This window comes from Pseudomonas sp. GW458-11-26-14-LB4, from assembly GCF_059423925.1.
In genome coordinates, this window is record NZ_JBWKYU010000001.1 from 530,596 (window position 1) to 547,486 (window position 16,891).

The following is a 16,891-nucleotide window of genomic DNA, read 5'->3' on the forward strand; positions in this document are numbered from 1 at the left end:
GGCCCCAATCATCGAGCACAAAAAATGGGCATCCGACCGCAATCGGTATGCCCATTTTTCATGCAGCGCGCCCGGCTGACCGGGCGTTTACCGCGATTATGGATTGACGCTGTCTTTCAACGATTTGCCTGGCTTGAACGCAACGGTGTTGCTGGCCTTGATCTTCACCGGTTCACCGGTTTGCGGGTTTTTGCCGGTGCGGGCACCGCGGTGGCGTTGCAGGAAGGTGCCGAAGCCCACCAGCGTGACGCTGTCCTTGCGGTGCAGGGCGCCGGTGATTTCTTCGAGAACGGCGTTGAGAACGCGGTTGGCCTGCTCTTTGGTCAGATCCGCTTTTTCAGCGATTGCAGCGGCGAGTTCTGGTTTACGCATTAGTGAAGCCCCTTTGACGGTTTTTTGTTGTTATGTCCGTGCTGTTCTCGTTGGAACAGCGCCCAAGGCGCCGCAGGCTCTACTCTGCGGCAGACGGGAGTGAGGATGGCACGCGGTTAAGGGCGGCGCCAGTCTCCCCGCGACGTTTGTGGGGGCAAAAGCGGGGTGATTCCGACAGAACGACCGGTATTTACGCCAGCAAGGCCGGAAGCTGTTTGTTCAGTGCGAGTTTTTCCATCACCGCCGCGCCGGTCAGGGCGTAACCGAGCAATTGCCCTTCTGCATCGTGGCACAGCACCTTGACGTCGGCGCCCTGCCCTTCGACCGTCCAGATGCCCTCGCGGCCCCGGGGCGGCGGGGAAACCACCAGTGGGCAGACCGGGGTTTTCACGGTGATCGGCATCGGTCCGTAGTTCACCACGGTCGGGTTGCCGGCCAGGGTTTGTGCCAGCGCTCGCGCACAACTCATGAGGGGCATGACGTACAGAAGATTCAGCCCGTCGACCTCGGCGCAGTCGCCCAGGGCGTAAATGTTGGCGTGCGAGGTTTGCAGGTGACGGTCGACAACCACGCCGCGATTGGTCTGGATGCCGGCTGCCGCTGCCAGATCGATCCGCGGGCGCAGGCCGATGGCCGAGACCACCACATCGCACGGGACAACCTGGCCATCGGACAGGTGCGCTTCCAGCCCATCAGCGACTTTTTGCAGACGGGTCAGCACCGGGCCGAGGTGGAAACGTGCACCGAGGCTTTCCAGCCCGGCCTGCACCGCAGTCGCCGCCGCGGGATGCAGCAGGGTCGGCATCACCTGTTCGCACGGTGCAACCAGTTGCACCTCGTAGCCACCGAGAATCAGGTCATTGGCGAACTCGCAGCCGATCAGCCCGGCGCCGAGCAGCAACACCCGACGCTTGCCGGCCGCTGCTGCGCGAAAGCGTGCGTAGTCTTCGAGATCGTTGATCGGGAACACCAGGTCCCCGCCATCGCCTTCGATCGGCACGCGTACGGTTTCGGCGCCCCAGGCGAGGATCAGGTCACGATAGCTCACTGCTTCCTCGCCGATCCACAAACGCTTGTGGCCGGGATCGATGCCGCTGATGCGGGTGTGGGTGCGGATTTCGGCCTTCAACTGCTCGGCCATGGCACCCGGTTCGGCCATGCTCAGGCCGTCGGCGTCCTTGTTCTTGCCGAAGCCGGTGGACAGCATCGGCTTGGAGTAGGAGCGACCGTCATCGGCGGTAATCAGCAGCAACGGGGTTTCGCCATCGAGTTTGCGAAACTCGCGGGCCAGGTTGTAACCCGCAAGCCCGGTGCCAACGATTACGACAGGTGCGCTCATGCCCTACTCCTCAGTGTTTTCTCAGTTGATTTCGATCATTTCGAAGTCCATCTTGCCGACGCCGCAGTCCGGGCACAGCCAGTCTTCCGGCACGTCCTGCCACAGGGTGCCCGGCGCAATGCCGTCATCCGGCCAGCCGTCGGCTTCGTTGTAGATCAGGCCGCAGACCACACATTGCCACTTTTTCATTCAGGTACTTCCTCAGGGTTCAGGCTTTAGCCGGCGCGGACGGTCGATGGTGCAGCGCTGCCGTCCGGCTCAGGGCGTTTTGTACTGATCGTGCCGGGCAGATGCAAGCCTGTTCGGCGCAGCGGCGACCCGGATCAATCAAACTCGCGGTGCAGCATGGTAAGCTCGCCGCCTCATTTGCTGCCAATAATGACTCATTGTGCAACACACAAACGCTCCGCTGTGGCGCCCGCAAAGCGAACTGACACCCCTCCCCGACACATCCACGCTCGACTGGCTGTTCGACGAAGGCTCCCTGACCCGCCGGCTGACGCGCCTGTCCGATGACGGCTTCAGCGTGACGCCGCTGTTCGAAGGCTGGCAGACCCTGCGCGACGACGAATGCGCCGCGCTGGATCTGGCCGAAGGCAGCGAGGGCTGGGTGCGCGAGGTGTATCTGCGCGGGCATGGCCAGGCCTGGGTGTTCGCCCGCAGCGTGGCGTCGCGCAGTGCCTTGCAGGGCGACGGCTTGCACATGGATGAACTGGGCAGCCGCTCGCTGGGCGAACTGCTGTTCTGCGATCACGCCTTCCAGCGCCGCGCCATCGAAGTCTGCCATTACCCGGAACACTGGTTGCCCGAAGGTTCCCGGGCTGCCGGCCTGTGGGGACGGCGTTCGCGTTTCGACCGTGGCGCATTGAGCGTACTGGTGGCGGAGATTTTCCTGCCTACGATGTGGGAAGCCGTCCGCGCCCGTCCGGAGAACTGCTGATGTACCAAAGCCTGCTCAAATCCCTGAATCGCTTGAACCCGCGCGCCTGGGACTTCATCCAGCTGACCCGGATGGACAAGCCGATCGGCATTTACCTGCTGCTGTGGCCAACGCTCTGGGCCCTGTGGATTGCCGGTAAAGGCTCGCCATCGCTGGCCAATATCGTGATTTTCGTCCTCGGCGTGGTGCTGACCCGTGCCGGCGGCTGCGTGATCAACGACTGGGCCGACCGCAAGGTCGACGGCCACGTCAAACGCACTGCGCAGCGACCTATTGCTGCCGGCAAGATCAGCTCGAAAGAGGCGCTGGTGTTTTTCGCGCTGCTGATGGGCATGAGTTTCCTGCTGGTGCTGTGCACCAACGCGGCGACGATCTGGCTGTCGCTCGGCGGTCTGGCGCTGGCGTTCACCTATCCGTTCATGAAGCGCTACACCTACTATCCGCAAGTGGTATTGGGCGCGGCGTTCTCTTGGGGGATGCCGATGGCGTTCACCGCCGAAACCGGTGAGTTGCCGGCAACGGCCTGGCTGCTGTGGATCGCCAACCTGTTGTGGACTGTGGGTTACGACACTTATTACGCGATGACCGACCGCGACGATGACCTGAAGATCGGCGTGAAATCCACGGCGATCCTGTTCGGCGATGCCGACCGGGTGATCATCCTGACCTTGCAGGTACTGTCGCTGGGCTGTCTGCTGCTGGCGGGGTCGAAATTCGAGCTGGGGATCTGGTTCCACCTCGGCCTGCTGGTGGCGGCCGGGTGCTATGCCTGGGAATTCTGGTACACCCGCGACCGGGACCGGATGCGCTGCTTCAAGGCGTTTTTGCACAACCACTGGGCCGGGCTGGCGATTTTTGTCGGGATCGTGCTGGATTACGCGTTGCGCTGATCTCAAGGAATCGCGGCCCGAGGCTATGCCTGCGGCCCGCGATCCTGCTTCACTGCCGGTGACTTACTTGTGCTCGTGAACCACGTGCCACACGTCCTTCATCTTGTCGCCGGTCATATCGCCCGGCTTGGCATCTTTCACGAAGGTGTACAGCGGCTTGCCGTCGTAGGCGTACTGCATCATGCCGTCATCACGTTTGATGACCGTCCATTTACCTTCAGCCTTGGCATCTGCCGGCGCCATCAACGGCGGCCAGTTCTTGGCGCAATCGCCGTTGCACATCGACTTGCCGCCACTGTCCTTGTCGAACGTGTAAAGCGTCATGCCCTTGTGGTCGACCATCATTCCGTCTTTCATCATGGCCGGCTCGGCCGCCATCGCCAGTCCAGGCAGAGTCAGGGCGGCAGCCATCAGCAAAGCCTTAAAGGAAGCAGTCATTTGAGTCATGGAAACCTTCTCTTGTGGTTGTCAGGATTCGGACTTAGAGCTTAGTTCAGGATTCGCACAATCGCCGCCGGACTAAAATACTGTCACACGACTGCAATAATTCCGTTATCTAATGCGGCGCAAGACAGTTAAATGACAAGAGGATTAAGGCATGGTTGGCAGGAGCATTCTGATCGTCGACGACGAAGCGCCCATTCGCGAAATGATCGCCGTTGCGTTGGAAATGGCCGGCTATGACTGCCTCGAGGCAGAGAACTCGCAGCAGGCCCACGCCATCATCGTCGACCGCAAACCGGACCTGATCCTGCTCGACTGGATGCTGCCCGGCACCTCCGGCATCGAGCTGGCCCGCCGCCTCAAGCGTGACGAGCTGACCGGGGACATCCCGATCATCATGCTCACTGCCAAGGGCGAAGAGGACAACAAGATCCAGGGCCTGGAAGTCGGCGCCGACGACTACATCACCAAACCGTTTTCCCCACGCGAACTGGTGGCACGCCTCAAGGCTGTGCTGCGTCGCGCCGGCCCGACCGATGGCGAAGCGCCGATCGAAGTCGGCGGCCTGCTGCTCGACCCGATCAGCCACCGCGTGACCATCGACGGCAAACCTGCCGAGATGGGCCCGACCGAATACCGTCTGCTGCAATTCTTCATGACCCACCAGGAGCGCGCCTACACCCGTGGCCAGTTGCTGGACCAGGTCTGGGGCGGCAACGTCTATGTTGAAGAGCGCACCGTCGACGTGCACATCCGGCGCCTGCGCAAGGCCCTCGGCGACGCCTACGAAAATCTGGTACAAACCGTGCGCGGCACCGGCTACCGGTTCTCCACCAAAGCCTGAGCCGAGCGCCAGCCCCGTAGACAAGGACCGCATTTTCCGTGAACCAAAACTGGCATGGCACCCTGATTCGCCACATGCTGTTGCTGGTCACCGGCTGCCTGGTGATCGGCCTGATCACCGGCTACTACGGCTGGAGTCTGGCGGCGGGCCTGGGCCTGTACCTGGCCTGGACGCTCAAGCAACTGCTGCGTCTGCACGAATGGCTGCGCCTGCACCAACCCGATGAAGCACCGCCCGACGGCTATGGCCTGTGGGGCGAGGTGTTCGACAGCATCTACCACCTGCAACGCCGCGACCAACGGGTACGCGGACGCCTGCAAGCGGTGATCGACCGCGTTCAGGAGTCCACCGCCGCGCTGAAAGACGCGGTGATCATGCTCGACAGCGACGGCAACCTGGAATGGTGGAACCGCGCCTCCGAAACCCTGCTCGGCCTCAAGACGCCACAGGACAGCGGCCAACCGGTAACCAACCTGGTCCGTCATCCGCGCTTCAAGGAATACTTCGAGCAGGAAAGCTACGCCGAACCGCTGGAAATCCCCTCGCCGACCAACGATCGCGTACGCATCCAGCTGTACCTCACGCGCTACGGCAACAACGAACACCTGATGCTGGTGCGCGACGTCACGCGTATCCATCAGCTGGAACAGATGCGCAAAGACTTCATCGCCAACGTCTCCCATGAGCTGCGCACCCCGCTGACGGTGATCTGCGGCTACCTGGAAACCCTGCTCGACAACGTCGAGGAAGTGAACCCGCGCTGGAGCCGTGCCCTGCAGCAGATGCAGCAACAGGGCGGACGCATGCAGACCCTGCTCAACGACTTGCTGTTGCTGGCCAAGCTGGAAGCCACCGATTACCCGTCGGACAACCAGCCGGTGCACATCGACACACTGTTGCAGTCGATCAAGAGCGACGCGCAGCAGTTGTCCGGCTCAAAGAATCAGCTCATCACCCTGGAAGCCGACACCAGCATTCTGCTCAAGGGCAGCGAGGCGGAACTGCGCAGTGCGTTTTCCAACCTGGTGTTCAACGCCGTCAAATACACCCCTGCCGAGGGCAACATCCGCATCCGCTGGTGGGGCGACGATCAAGGCGCGCACCTCAGCGTGCAGGATTCCGGGATCGGCATCGACAGCAAACACCTGCCGCGCCTGACCGAACGTTTCTACCGCGTCGACTCCAGCCGCAACTCCAACACCGGCGGCACGGGCCTGGGTCTGGCCATCGTCAAACACGTACTGCTGCGCCATCGCGCACGTATGGAGATCAGCAGCGTGCCCGGTCATGGCAGCACCTTCACCTGCCATTTCGCCCCGGCCCAGGTCGCCCAGGCACGGGTCATCAGCGCCGCTGAGTAATGCCGGACTAGGCAATCGCCAGGTCAGCCGCTACATTGGCTGACTTGCGCCTGCCTTTCAGGTGCGGATTTTTCTTTCTTTCGAATCACACGGAACCCGCAAAACTCCATCATGGACCCTTCCCCTGGCTTGTCCCTCGCAACCATATTCGCCGATTTCGGCATGATTCTTTTCGCTCTGATCCTGGTTTTGCTCAACGGCTTCTTCGTTGCGGCGGAATTCGCCATGGTCAAACTGCGCTCGACCCGGGTCGAAGCCATCGCTGAGCAGCACGGCTGGCGCGGGCACATCCTGCGCACGGTACACAGTCAGCTCGATGCGTACCTCTCGGCGTGCCAGCTCGGTATCACCCTCGCCTCCCTGGGCCTGGGCTGGGTCGGCGAGCCGGCGTTCGCGCATATTCTCGAACCGCTGCTGAGCGCGGTTGGCGTGCAATCGGCCGAAGTCGTCAAAGGCATCTCGTTCTTCACTGCGTTCTTCATCATTTCGTACCTGCACATCGTGGTCGGCGAGCTCGCACCCAAATCCTGGGCGATCCGCAAACCCGAGCTGCTGTCGCTGTGGACGGCGGTGCCGCTGTACCTGTTCTACTGGGCCATGTACCCGGCGATCTACCTGCTCAACGCCAGCGCCAACACCATCCTGCGCATCGCAGGTCAAGGTGAACCCGGTCCGCATCACGAGCACCATTACAGCCGTGAAGAACTGAAACTGATCCTGCACTCCAGCCGTGGTCAGGACCCGAGCGACCAGGGCATGCGCGTGCTGGCCTCGGCGGTGGAAATGGGCGAGCTGGAAGTAGTCGACTGGGCCAACTCCCGGGAAGACCTGATCACCCTCGAATTCAACGCCCCGCTGAAAGAGATCCTGGCGATGTTCCGTCGCCACAAGTTCAGCCGTTATCCGGTGTACGACAGCGAGCGCAAAGAATTCGTCGGCCTGCTGCATATCAAAGACCTGCTGCTGGAACTGGCGGCGCTGGATCACATTCCCGAGTCGTTCAACCTCGCCGAACTGACCCGCCCGCTGGAGCGCGTTTCCCGGCACATGCCGCTGTCGCAGCTGCTGGAGCAGTTCCGCAAGGGCGGCTCGCACTTCGCTGTGGTTGAAGAAGCCGACGGCAACATCATCGGCTACCTGACCATGGAAGACGTGCTGGAAGTGCTGGTCGGCGATATCCAGGACGAACACCGCAAGGCCGAGCGCGGCATCCTCGCCTACCAGCCGGGCAAACTGTTGGTACGAGGCGATACGCCGTTGTTCAAGGTCGAGCGCCTGCTAGGGATCGACCTCGATCACATCGAAGCCGAAACCCTCGCCGGGCTGATCTACGAAACCCTGAAACGGGTGCCGGAAGAGGAAGAAGTGCTTGAAGTCGAAGGCCTGCGGATCATCATCAAGAAGATGAAAGGTCCGAAGATCATTCTGGCCAAGGTGCTGATGCTCGACTGACGGGGTTTACTGCTTGCCCAACGCAAAGTTGGGCAACGCCCCCAGCGGCTGGTTGAACTGATACGGAATCGACACCAGCCCCATCCCGGTATTGCGCTGCACCACAAAGTGCAGGTGCGGGCCGCTGCTGTTGCCGGTGTTGCCGGACAGCGCCAGCGGACTGCCCACCGTCACCCGCTGCCCCTCACGCACACTCACCGACCCTTGCTTGAGATGCAGGTACACGCCCATCGTGCCGTCGTCGTGCAGGATCCGCACGAAATTGCCGGACGGATCGGTGCCGCGCCCGTTCTGGGAATTTTCGGTCTTCACCACCACACCGGCGCGCGCCGCAATGATCGGCGTGCCGACCGGCATGGCGATGTCCATCGCGTATTTGTTCTTCGGCCCGAAGTGGCTGTAATCGCCATTGGCGCCCTGGCTGAGACGGAACGGACCGCCTCGCCACGGAAACGGATAGCGATAGCCCTGAGCCGCGCCAGCAGGGTCACCGAGGGAATACTGGAACATCGGCGTATACACCAGCGGCTTGCCACCGGACACCGCCGTCAGCAACGCCAGCCGCGTATTGCTGCGCGCCGGCAGTACCCGGCGGATCGTTTGCGCCGGTGCGCCACGCACGTTGCTCATCCCGGTAAACGCCAGTGCAACCTCGACTGGCGCGTACAGGTCGTTGCGCACGAACACCACGTCCGCGCCCTTCTGCTTCTTGATGTCGAGATAGACCTGGCGCTCGAGGCGCTCGACCATCCGGTCCTGAAACACGAACACCTGGGAGCCTTTGCTCGGACGGTCGCTGTACGAAACCACTCCGTTGGCATCGGTGGATTTGTAGATCGTCATGGCCACAGTCGAGGTGGAGGCCATGAACAGACCACAGAAAAACAGCAGGCGCAGGGGCATGGGCAAAAGTTCTGTCGAGTAAGGCCTGGGAATGAGCCTAGCAGCTGAAGCAGACCAGGCTAGTCGACAGATGTTTCAAAATGGCGTGAATGATCGTCCCCACGCTTTGCGTGGGAACGATCAATGTCAGGCGACGAAGATTATGCGCCCGGAACGAAGTGCTTCTGCGCCGTACCGCGAGCAATCAGGCGGGAGATGTAGTCGAGCTTCTGCGCGTCCTGGTCGACGAAGCGGAAGGTCAGTTGCAGCCAGTCGCTGTCGGGTTTCGGCTCGTGTGCGACGACGGCGTGCAGGTAGCCGTTGAGGCGGGCGATTTCGGCGTTGTCGCCCTGCTCCAGATCGAGCACGGCGCTATCGAGGATCTGCGGCAGGGTGTCGGTGCGTTTCACCACCAGCAGCGCTTCCTTGATGCTCAGGGCCTTGATCACGCATTGCTGGGTGCCGCTTGGCAGGCGCAGTTGACCCTGACCGCGACCGCCGGCCGGAGCGCTGGAGGCTGCCGGGGCTTTCACGGGCGGGCTGTTGAGCAGGCCACGCTGTGGCGCGGCGGCAGGTGCCGGGGCCGCAGCGGCAGGCTTGGCAAACGGATTCACTGCCGCAGCCGTCGGTGCGGAACCAACCACGGCAGCCTTGCCGCCGGTCAACGCGCTCAGAGAGTCGTTGCCGAACGCCGAGTTCATCTTGGTCGGGGCGCTGTTCATCAGGGTGTCGAGCTTGCCGACCTTGTTCAGGGCCTGCTTGACCTTGGTCAGCAGTTGCTCGTTGGTGAACGGCTTGCTGACGTAACCGGTAACACCGGCCTGGATCGCCTGCACGACGTTTTCCTTGTCGCCCCGGCTGGTGACCATGATGAATGGCATGGTCTTGAGGTTGTCCTGCTCACGGCACCAGGTCAGCAGTTCGAGGCCGGACATTTCCGGCATTTCCCAGTCGCACAGCACCAGGTCGAACGCTTCCTTGGCCAGCATGGCCTGGGCCTTCTTGCCGTTGATGGCGTCCTCGGTGCGGATCCCCGGGAAGTAATTACGCAGGCACTTTTTCACCAGGTCACGAATGAACGATGCATCGTCCACGACCAACACACTGATCTTGCTCATCCAACACCCCTATTAAAATCCCGGCAAGCATAACGCTGGCTGATGGCACATTGCCAAAACTCTTCAGTCACGCCGGGACTTTTCGTTCGCGGGTGCTGCTTTTTAATTCGGTTCTGCCCATGAAAAGCAGAAACAAAAACGCCCGGCCAAAGGGCCGGGCGCTTTTCTCAGGCAATCTTACTTATCGTCAGCATCGCCCGGAACATTAGCGGTTTCGCCACTTGTCCCTTCAACTTCTTCCTTCATGCGCTTGAGGCCCATGTGGCGCACATCGGTGCCGCGCACCAGGTAAATCACAAGCTCCGAGATGTTGCGCGCGTGGTCGCCGATCCGCTCCAGCGAACGCAGCACCCAGATAATGCTCAAGACCCGCGAGATAGAGCGCGGGTCTTCCATCATGTAGGTCGCCAGCTCGCGCAGGGCGGTCTTGTATTCGCGGTCGATGATCTTGTCGTACTGCGCCACCGACAACGCCAGATCGGCGTCGAAGCGGGCAAACGCGTCCAGCGCATCACGCACCATGTTGCGCACCTGGTCGCCGATGTGACGCACTTCGACGTAACCGCGCGGCGCTTCGCCTTCTTCGCACAACTGGATCGCACGACGGGCGATCTTGGTCGCTTCGTCACCGATGCGCTCAAGGTCGATCACCGACTTGGAGATGCTGATGATCAGACGCAGGTCGGAGGCCGCCGGCTGACGACGGGCCAGAATGCGCAGGCATTCTTCGTCGATGTTGCGTTCCATCTGGTTGATCTGGTCGTCGATCTCGCGCACTTGCTGGGCCAAGCCCGAGTCGGCCTCGATCAGCGCGGTGACCGCGTCGTTGACCTGCTTCTCGACCAGCCCGCCCATGGCCAGCAGGTGGCTGCGCACTTCTTCCAGTTCGGCGTTGAACTGCGCGGAAATGTGATGAGTGAGGCCTTCTTTGGAAATCATGCGTTCGCTCCGAAAAAGCGTTTAACCAAGAGCTGCAAGCTACGAGCTGCAAGCTGTTATGTGGTGTTCCCTGCCGCATCGCTTCTAACTTGCCGCTTGAAGCTTGCCGCTTGCAGCTGTACGGCTAGCCGTATCGCCCTGTGATGTAGTCTTCGGTCTGCTTCTTGGCCGGATTGGTGAACAGGGTATCGGTGTCGCCGAATTCCACCAGTTTGCCCATGTACATGAACGCCGTGTAGTCGGACACCCGCGCCGCCTGCTGCATGTTGTGGGTCACGATGACGATGGTGAACTTGGATTTGAGTTCGTAGATCAGCTCTTCGACTTTCAGGGTCGAGATCGGGTCGAGGGCCGAGCACGGTTCGTCGAGCAGCAGCACTTCCGGTTCCACGGCGATGGTACGGGCGATCACCAGACGCTGTTGCTGACCACCGGACAGTCCGAGGGCCGAGTCATGCAGACGGTCTTTGACTTCGTCCCAAAGTGCCGCGCCTTTCAGTGCCCACTCGACGGCTTCGTCGAGGATGCGTTTCTTGTTGATGCCCTGGATGCGCAGGCCGTAGACCACGTTCTCGTAGATGGTCTTCGGGAACGGGTTAGGCTTCTGGAACACCATGCCGACCCGGCGACGCAGCTCGGCCACGTCTTCGCCCTTGCGGTAGATATTGTTGCCGTACAGGTTGATCGCGCCTTCGACGCGGCAGCCGTCCACCAGGTCGTTCATGCGGTTGAAAGTGCGCAGCAGCGTGGACTTGCCGCAGCCGGACGGGCCGATGAAGGCGGTCACGCGCTGTTTCGGGATGTTCATGCTGACGTCGTACAGCGCCTGTTTCTCGCCGTAGAACAGGCTCAGGCCCGGCACTTCGATAGCTACAGTTTCCTGCTCGAGGTTCAGGCTCTGCTTGTCGCGGCCCAGGGCAGACATGTTGATGCCGTGGGTATGTGTTTCGTGCTGCATGGGAGATCCCCTGTGCTAACAAATTCGGTTCGGTTGGCTGCCGGTATACAGGCCGGCAGCCCTTCAATTCTTGTGACGGCGATCAGCTGTCCAGCGCCTTGTACTTCTCGCGCAGGTGGTTACGGATGTACACCGCCGACAGGTTCAGGGTGGCGATCACCAGTACCAGCAACAGCGCAGTGGCGTATACCAGCGGCCGCGCGGCCTCGACGTTCGGGCTCTGGAAGCCGACGTCGTAGATGTGGAAGCCCAGGTGCATGATCTTCTGATCCAGGTGCAGGTACGGGTAGTTGCCGTCCACCGGCAGCGACGGCGCCAGTTTCACCACACCCACCAGCATCAGCGGCGCCACTTCACCGGCGGCGCGAGCCACGGCGAGGATCATGCCGGTCATCATGGCCGGGCTGGCCATCGGCAGAACGATCTTCCACAGGGTTTCAGCCTTGGTCGCGCCCAGAGCCAGCGAGCCCTCACGCACGGTGCGAGGAATCCGCGCCAGACCTTCTTCGGTGGCCACGATCACCACCGGCACCGCCAGCAGCGCCAGAGTCAACGAAGCCCAGAGCAGACCCGGCGTACCGAAGGTCGGTGCCGGCAGCGCTTCAGGGAAGAACAGACGGTCGAGCGAACCACCCAGCACGTAGACGAAGAAGCCCAGACCGAACACGCCGTAAACAATCGCCGGAACACCCGCCAGGTTGTTCACCGCGATCCGGATCACCCGGGTCAGGGTGTTCTGCTTGGCGTATTCACGCAGGTACACCGCCGCCAGCACGCCGAACGGGGTCACGATCATCGCCATGATCAGAGTCATCATCACGGTGCCGAAGATCGCCGGGAAAATCCCGCCTTCGGTGTTCGCTTCACGCGGGTCGTCGGACAGGAATTCCCAGACCTTGCTGAAGTAGAAACCGATCTTGGTGAACGTACCCATCGCGTTCGGCTGGTAGGCGTGAACCACTTTGCCCAGGCCGATTTCGATTTCCTTGCCGTTCGCATCGCGAGCAGTCAAGGCGTCACGGTTGAACTGCGCGTGCAGGTCGGCCAGACGGGCTTCGATGTCCTGATAGCGGGCGTTCAGCTCGGCGCGTTCGGATTCCATGTCCGCTTGCGCGGTGGCGTCGAGCTTGCCTTCCAGCTCCAGCTTGCGACCGTGCAGACGGATGCGCTCGAGGCCGGCGTTGATCGCGCCGATATCGACTTTTTCCAGAGTCTTGAGCTGGGCGGCAAGTTTGTTCACGCGATCGATCCGCGCTTGCAGTTCAGGCCAGGCGGCTTCGCCTTCGGCGATCACCTTGCCGTCCTGTTTGACGTTGACCAGGTAGCCGTAGAAGTTGCCCCACTCACGACGCTCCAGCGCCATCAGTTCCACCGGCGTGGTCTGGTTGGTCAGCCACTCGCCGACGATCCAGGTGAAGTCGTTGCCGTTCAGGTCACGGTTGCCGACCTTGATCAGCTCGCGAGTCATGAATTCCGGACCTTCGTCCGGCACCGGCAGGCCGGCGCTCTTCAGACGGGCGCGCGGCACTTCTTCTTTCTGCACCACCTCGCCCACGACCAGATGCTGGCCCTGGCCCGGTACGTCATAGCTGGCGTGGATCAGATCCGCCGGCCAGAAGTGACCCAGACCGCGCACGGCGATCACCGCCAGCAGGCCAATGGTCATGATGACCGCGATGGACACCGCGCCGCCGCTGATCCAGACGCCGGGGGCGCCGCTCTTGAACCATCCTTTCAGGGAGTTCTGTTTCACAGACTTCTACCTTTGCTTAAAGCGACGAGTATTTCTTGCGCAGACGCTGACGAATCAGTTCCGCGAGGGTGTTCATGACGAAGGTGAACAACAGCAGCACCAGCGCCGAGAGGAACAGCACGCGGTAGTGGCTGCCGCCGACTTCCGACTCCGGCATTTCCACCGCGACGTTGGCGGCCAGGGTGCGCAGGCCTTCGAACAGATTCATTTCCATGACCGGAGTGTTGCCGGTGGCCATCAGCACGATCATGGTTTCGCCGACCGCACGGCCCATGCCGATCATCAGCGCCGAGAAGATGCCCGGGCTGGCGGTCAGGATCACTACACGAGTCATGGTCTGCCACGGCGTGGCACCGAGGGCCAGCGAGCCCAGGGTCAGGCCGCGCGGCACGCTGAACACGGCGTCTTCGGCGATCGAGTAGATGTTCGGAATCACCGCAAAGCCCATGGCCAGACCGACCACCAGGGCGTTGCGCTGGTCGTAGGTGATGCCCAGGTCGTGGGAGATCCACATGCGCATGTCACCGCCGAAGAACCAGTTCTCCATGAACGGGCTCATGTACAGCGACAGCCAGCCCACAAACAGAATCACCGGGATCAGCAGCGCACTTTCCCAACCGTCCGGGACTTTCAGGCGGATCGACTCAGGCAGGCGGCTGAAGGTGAAACCGGCGATCAGGATGCCGATCGGCAGCAGCATCAGCAGGCTGAAGATGCCCGGCAGATGCCCTTCCACATACGGTGCGAGGAACAGGCCGGCGAAGAAGCCGAGGATCACCGTCGGCATCGCTTCCATCAGCTCGATCACCGGTTTGACCTTGCGGCGCATGCCCGGGGCCATGAAGTACGCGGTGTAGATCGCCGCGGCGACGGCCAGCGGTGCAGCCAGCAGCATCGCGTAGAACGCGGCTTTCAGGGTGCCGAAGGTCAGTGGCGACAGGCTCAGTTTCGGTTCGAAATCGGTGTTGGCCGCAGTCGATTGCCAGACGTATTTAGGCTCGTCGTAGTTCTCGTACCAGACCTTGCTCCACAGCGCGCTCCACGAAACTTCCGGGTGCGGGTTGTCGAGCAGCAGCGGTTGCAGCTTGCCGCCGGCTTCGACGATCACGCGGTTGGCGCGCGGCGACAGGCCGAACAGGCCCTGGCCTTCGACCACTTGATCGACCAGCAAGGTGCGGTGCGCGGTGCTGTGGAACACGCCGAGCTTGCCGCTGGCATCCAGGGCCAGGAAGCCCTTGCGACGTTCTTCGGCGGAAATTTCAACGATCGGCGTGGTGCCCATCTGGAAGGTGCGGATCTGCTTCAGGCGCAGCTCGCCGTCGGTGTCGCGGGCCATGAACCACTGGGCCAGGCCACCCTTGGAGTCACCGACGATCAGCGAGATACCACCGACCAGTTGCGTGGTCGCAGTGACTTCAGCGTCAGCGTTTTCCAGCAGTTTGTAGCGACCGTTGAGGCTCTTGTCGCGCAGGCTGAACACGTCGGCCTGCGCACGCCCGTTGACCACGTACAGCCACTGCTGGCGCGGGTCGACGAAGATGTTTTTCACAGGTTCAGTCATCTGCGGCAGATCGATACGCTTCTGCTCGTTGGTGACTTCGCCGGTCATCATGTTTTCTTCGCTGGTCAGCGACAGCACATTGAGTTGCGAACCGGTGGAGCCGACCAGCATCAGGGTCGAATCGGTGGCATTGAGGCTGACATGCTCCAGCGCACCGCCGCTTTCGTTGAGTGCGATCGGTGTCTCGCCGTACGGGTACTCGATGGCCGGAGTGATGGTCTTCTTGCCATCCGGGTAGCTGACTTTATAAGTGTGACGGAACACCAGCGCCTGACCGTTGGACAGGCCCACGGCCACCAGCGGATGGCCCGGCTGGTCTTCGCCGATGGAGGTCACACTGGCGCCTGCCGGCAAGGGCAGATCGACGCGCTTCAATTCAGCGCCACTGTCGATGTCGAAGAACAGCGCCTGGCCCTTGTCGGAAACGCGCATGGCCACCTGATTTTGCTCTTCGAGCGAAATCATCAGCGGCTTGCCGGCGTCCTGCATCCAGGCCGGGGTGATTGCATCTTTCGCAGTCAGGTCAGCACCTTTGAACAGCGGCGCGACCACGTAGGCGAGGAAGAAGAAGATCAGGGTGATGGCTGCCAGCACCGCCAGACCGCCGACGAGGACGTACCAGCGAGTGAAGCGATCCTTGAGCGCGCGAATGCGGCGCTTGCGTTGCAACTCAGGCGTATTGAAGTCAATGCGCTTGGGAGGGTTCGTAGTCATTTTGGAATTGGCCAGATCATTCATGCGCACACCCTAGCGATCCTGTATGACAGAAAGATGACAATGCAGTGACGCACCAAATCCGCCGCCAGCAGGGCACTGGCAGTGGATAGAAGAATTCGGGGAGTGTGGGGGCCGGGCCGCTTGCGGGCCGGGCCCCACACGTGAGTCAGGCGGGGTTCACCCCTGACTCAGTTTGTTACTTTTTTGCGACTTCAGCGCCGCCTTCCTGCAGACCCAGGTCAGCCAGTGCTTTTGCAGCGACCTTGGCTGGCAGCGGGATGTAGCCGTCTTTCACGACCACTTCCTGGCCCTGTTTCGACAGAACCAGTTTCACGAACTCGGCTTCCAGCGGGGCCAGAGGCTTGTTCGGGGCTTTGTTGACGTACACGTACAGGAAACGCGACAGCGGGTACTTGCCGTTCAGGGCGTTTTCTTCGGTGTCTTCGATGAAGTCAGTGCTGCCCTTCTTCGACAGAGCAACGGTTTTCACGCTGGCGGTCTTGTAGCCGATGCCCGAGTAACCGATGCCGTTCAGCGAGGAGCTGATCGACTGCACGACCGAAGCCGAGCCTGGTTGTTCGTTGACGTTAGGCTTGTAGTCGCCTTTGCACAGGGCTTCTTCTTTGAAGTAGCCGTAGGTGCCGGATACCGAGTTGCGACCGAACAGTTGAACCGGCTTGTTGGCCAGGTCGCCGGTCACGCCCAGGTCACCCCAGGTTTTCACGTCGGTCTTGGCGCCGCACAGACGGGTGGACGAGAAGATCGCGTCAACCTGTTCCATGGTCAGGTGCTGGATCGGGTTGTCCTTGTGAACGAAAACAGCCAGGGCGTCCACGGCAACCGGGATAGCGGTTGGCTTGTAGCCGTATTTCTGTTCGAAGGCAGCCAGTTCGGTGTCCTTCATCTTGCGGCTCATCGGGCCCAGGTTGGAGGTGCCTTCAGTCAGCGCAGGTGGCGCGGTGGCGGAGCCAGCGGCCTGAATCTGGATGTTTACGTTCGGGTATTCTTTTTTGTAGTTCTCAGCCCAGAGGGTCATGAGGTTGGCCAGGGTATCGGAACCGACGCTGGACAGGTTGCCCGACACACCAGTGGTCTTGGTGTAGCTCGGGATAGCAGGGTCAACAGCGGCAACCGCGTTGGCAGTCGCAACGCCAGCAGCGACAAAAGTCATTGCCGCCATCAAACGCTTCAGTTTCATGCCTTACTCCTAGCAGATAGGGTGTGTTAAGTCGGGGCCAAGTATCAGCAGGCCGTGTGAACACTCTATGGCTGAAATATGACAATTGGATGAAAGGCCAGCATGTCGTGACAGATCGTTCCC

General features: G+C 61.4%; 16 protein-coding genes. 5 read left to right on the plus strand and 11 right to left on the minus strand.

The features are described from left to right. Positions 1-96: 96 nt before the first annotated feature. The 3 genes from AC07XZ_RS02465 to AC07XZ_RS02475 form a co-directional block, all read right to left on the minus strand. Positions 97-372 carry an HU family DNA-binding protein gene (locus AC07XZ_RS02465; protein WP_003213368.1) on the minus strand — a complete coding sequence of 92 codons (276 nt, stop codon included), beginning with the start codon at positions 370-372 and terminating at the stop codon, positions 97-99. A gap of 190 nt (positions 373-562) precedes the next feature. Continuing rightward, on the minus strand, positions 563-1,711 hold the full coding sequence (locus tag AC07XZ_RS02470; protein ID WP_102688430.1) for an NAD(P)/FAD-dependent oxidoreductase: 1,149 nt from the start codon (positions 1,709-1,711) through the stop codon (positions 563-565). Between the two features lie 21 nt (positions 1,712-1,732). Next, a complete protein-coding gene (locus AC07XZ_RS02475) occupies positions 1,733-1,900 on the minus strand; it encodes a rubredoxin (protein WP_007954349.1) in 168 nt (55 codons plus the stop codon). A gap of 199 nt (positions 1,901-2,099) precedes the next feature. Between AC07XZ_RS02475 and AC07XZ_RS02480 the strand changes: the two genes are divergently transcribed. Then, complete coding sequence (locus tag AC07XZ_RS02480) at positions 2,100-2,651, plus strand: chorismate--pyruvate lyase family protein (RefSeq protein ID WP_085747941.1); 552 nt, start codon at positions 2,100-2,102, stop codon at positions 2,649-2,651. After that, on the plus strand, positions 2,651-3,541 hold the full coding sequence (gene ubiA, locus AC07XZ_RS02485) for a 4-hydroxybenzoate octaprenyltransferase (protein ID WP_102688431.1): 891 nt from the start codon (positions 2,651-2,653) through the stop codon (positions 3,539-3,541). Before AC07XZ_RS02480 ends, ubiA begins: the two co-directional genes overlap by 1 nt. A 63-nt stretch (positions 3,542-3,604) precedes the next feature. Here the strand turns inward: ubiA and AC07XZ_RS02490 are convergent, their stop codons facing one another. Continuing rightward, positions 3,605-3,988, minus strand: coding sequence for a COG4315 family predicted lipoprotein (locus tag AC07XZ_RS02490; RefSeq protein WP_007954346.1), 384 nt, complete (start codon positions 3,986-3,988; stop codon positions 3,605-3,607). 151 nt (positions 3,989-4,139) lie between these two features. Between AC07XZ_RS02490 and phoB the strand changes: the two genes are divergently transcribed. From phoB to AC07XZ_RS02505, 3 genes are all read left to right on the plus strand, one after another. Then, entirely contained in the window at positions 4,140-4,829 is a 690-nt protein-coding gene (gene phoB, locus AC07XZ_RS02495) for a phosphate regulon transcriptional regulator PhoB (protein ID WP_007896474.1), read from the plus strand. Positions 4,830-4,903: 74 nt separating this feature from the next. Next, positions 4,904-6,190: a phosphate regulon sensor histidine kinase PhoR gene (phoR, locus tag AC07XZ_RS02500; protein ID WP_219733684.1), complete on the plus strand. Its 1,287-nt coding sequence runs from the start codon at positions 4,904-4,906 to the stop codon at positions 6,188-6,190. 111 nt (positions 6,191-6,301) lie between these two features. After that, the gene (locus AC07XZ_RS02505) at positions 6,302-7,642 is read left to right on the plus strand and encodes a hemolysin family protein (RefSeq protein WP_007954342.1); all 1,341 of its coding nucleotides are present in this window, start codon (positions 6,302-6,304) and stop codon (positions 7,640-7,642) included. Between the two features lie 6 nt (positions 7,643-7,648). Here the strand turns inward: AC07XZ_RS02505 and AC07XZ_RS02510 are convergent, their stop codons facing one another. The 7 genes from AC07XZ_RS02510 to AC07XZ_RS02540 form a co-directional block, all read right to left on the minus strand. Beyond that, entirely contained in the window at positions 7,649-8,545 is an 897-nt protein-coding gene (locus AC07XZ_RS02510) for a peptidoglycan DD-metalloendopeptidase family protein (RefSeq protein ID WP_085747943.1), read from the minus strand. 140 nt (positions 8,546-8,685) lie between these two features. After that, entirely contained in the window at positions 8,686-9,642 is a 957-nt protein-coding gene (locus AC07XZ_RS02515) for a response regulator (RefSeq protein ID WP_064379783.1), read from the minus strand. Positions 9,643-9,819: 177 nt separating this feature from the next. After that, positions 9,820-10,581, minus strand: a complete 762-nt coding sequence (gene phoU / locus AC07XZ_RS02520; protein ID WP_007954334.1) for a phosphate signaling complex protein PhoU — start codon at positions 10,579-10,581, stop codon at positions 9,820-9,822. A gap of 124 nt (positions 10,582-10,705) precedes the next feature. After that, positions 10,706-11,539 carry a phosphate ABC transporter ATP-binding protein PstB gene (gene pstB, locus AC07XZ_RS02525; RefSeq protein WP_065258233.1) on the minus strand — a complete coding sequence of 278 codons (834 nt, stop codon included), beginning with the start codon at positions 11,537-11,539 and terminating at the stop codon, positions 10,706-10,708. An 82-nt stretch (positions 11,540-11,621) separates the two neighbouring features. Beyond that, positions 11,622-13,292: a phosphate ABC transporter permease PstA gene (gene pstA, locus AC07XZ_RS02530; RefSeq protein ID WP_085747944.1), complete on the minus strand. Its 1,671-nt coding sequence runs from the start codon at positions 13,290-13,292 to the stop codon at positions 11,622-11,624. A gap of 16 nt (positions 13,293-13,308) precedes the next feature. Further along, complete coding sequence (locus tag AC07XZ_RS02535; protein WP_170844920.1) at positions 13,309-15,342, minus strand: ABC transporter permease subunit; 2,034 nt, start codon at positions 15,340-15,342, stop codon at positions 13,309-13,311. Positions 15,343-15,766: 424 nt separating this feature from the next. Then, a complete protein-coding gene (locus AC07XZ_RS02540; RefSeq protein ID WP_007954316.1) occupies positions 15,767-16,768 on the minus strand; it encodes a phosphate ABC transporter substrate-binding protein PstS in 1,002 nt (333 codons plus the stop codon). Positions 16,769-16,891 lie beyond the last annotated feature (123 nt).

Excerpts from the sequence above, each read along its gene's own strand:
- AC07XZ_RS02465 (WP_003213368.1), bottom strand. The coding sequence starts at position 372 with ATGCGTAAACCAGAACTCGCCGCTGCAATCGCTGAAAAAGCGGATCTG.
- AC07XZ_RS02470 (WP_102688430.1), bottom strand. The coding sequence starts at position 1,711 with ATGAGCGCACCTGTCGTAATCGTTGGCACCGGGCTTGCGGGTTACAAC.
- AC07XZ_RS02475 (WP_007954349.1), bottom strand. The coding sequence starts at position 1,900 with ATGAAAAAGTGGCAATGTGTGGTCTGCGGCCTGATCTACAACGAAGCC.
- ubiA (WP_102688431.1), top strand. The coding sequence starts at position 2,651 with ATGTACCAAAGCCTGCTCAAATCCCTGAATCGCTTGAACCCGCGCGCC.
- AC07XZ_RS02490 (WP_007954346.1), bottom strand. The coding sequence starts at position 3,988 with ATGACTCAAATGACTGCTTCCTTTAAGGCTTTGCTGATGGCTGCCGCC.
- phoB (WP_007896474.1), top strand. The coding sequence starts at position 4,140 with ATGGTTGGCAGGAGCATTCTGATCGTCGACGACGAAGCGCCCATTCGC.
- phoR (WP_219733684.1), top strand. The coding sequence starts at position 4,904 with ATGCTGTTGCTGGTCACCGGCTGCCTGGTGATCGGCCTGATCACCGGC.
- AC07XZ_RS02505 (WP_007954342.1), top strand. The coding sequence starts at position 6,302 with ATGGACCCTTCCCCTGGCTTGTCCCTCGCAACCATATTCGCCGATTTC.
- AC07XZ_RS02510 (WP_085747943.1), bottom strand. The coding sequence starts at position 8,545 with ATGCCCCTGCGCCTGCTGTTTTTCTGTGGTCTGTTCATGGCCTCCACC.
- AC07XZ_RS02515 (WP_064379783.1), bottom strand. The coding sequence starts at position 9,642 with ATGAGCAAGATCAGTGTGTTGGTCGTGGACGATGCATCGTTCATTCGT.
- phoU (WP_007954334.1), bottom strand. The coding sequence starts at position 10,581 with ATGATTTCCAAAGAAGGCCTCACTCATCACATTTCCGCGCAGTTCAAC.
- pstB (WP_065258233.1), bottom strand. The coding sequence starts at position 11,539 with ATGCAGCACGAAACACATACCCACGGCATCAACATGTCTGCCCTGGGC.
- AC07XZ_RS02535 (WP_170844920.1), bottom strand. The coding sequence starts at position 15,342 with ATGCAGGACGCCGGCAAGCCGCTGATGATTTCGCTCGAAGAGCAAAAT.
- AC07XZ_RS02540 (WP_007954316.1), bottom strand. The coding sequence starts at position 16,768 with ATGAAACTGAAGCGTTTGATGGCGGCAATGACTTTTGTCGCTGCTGGC.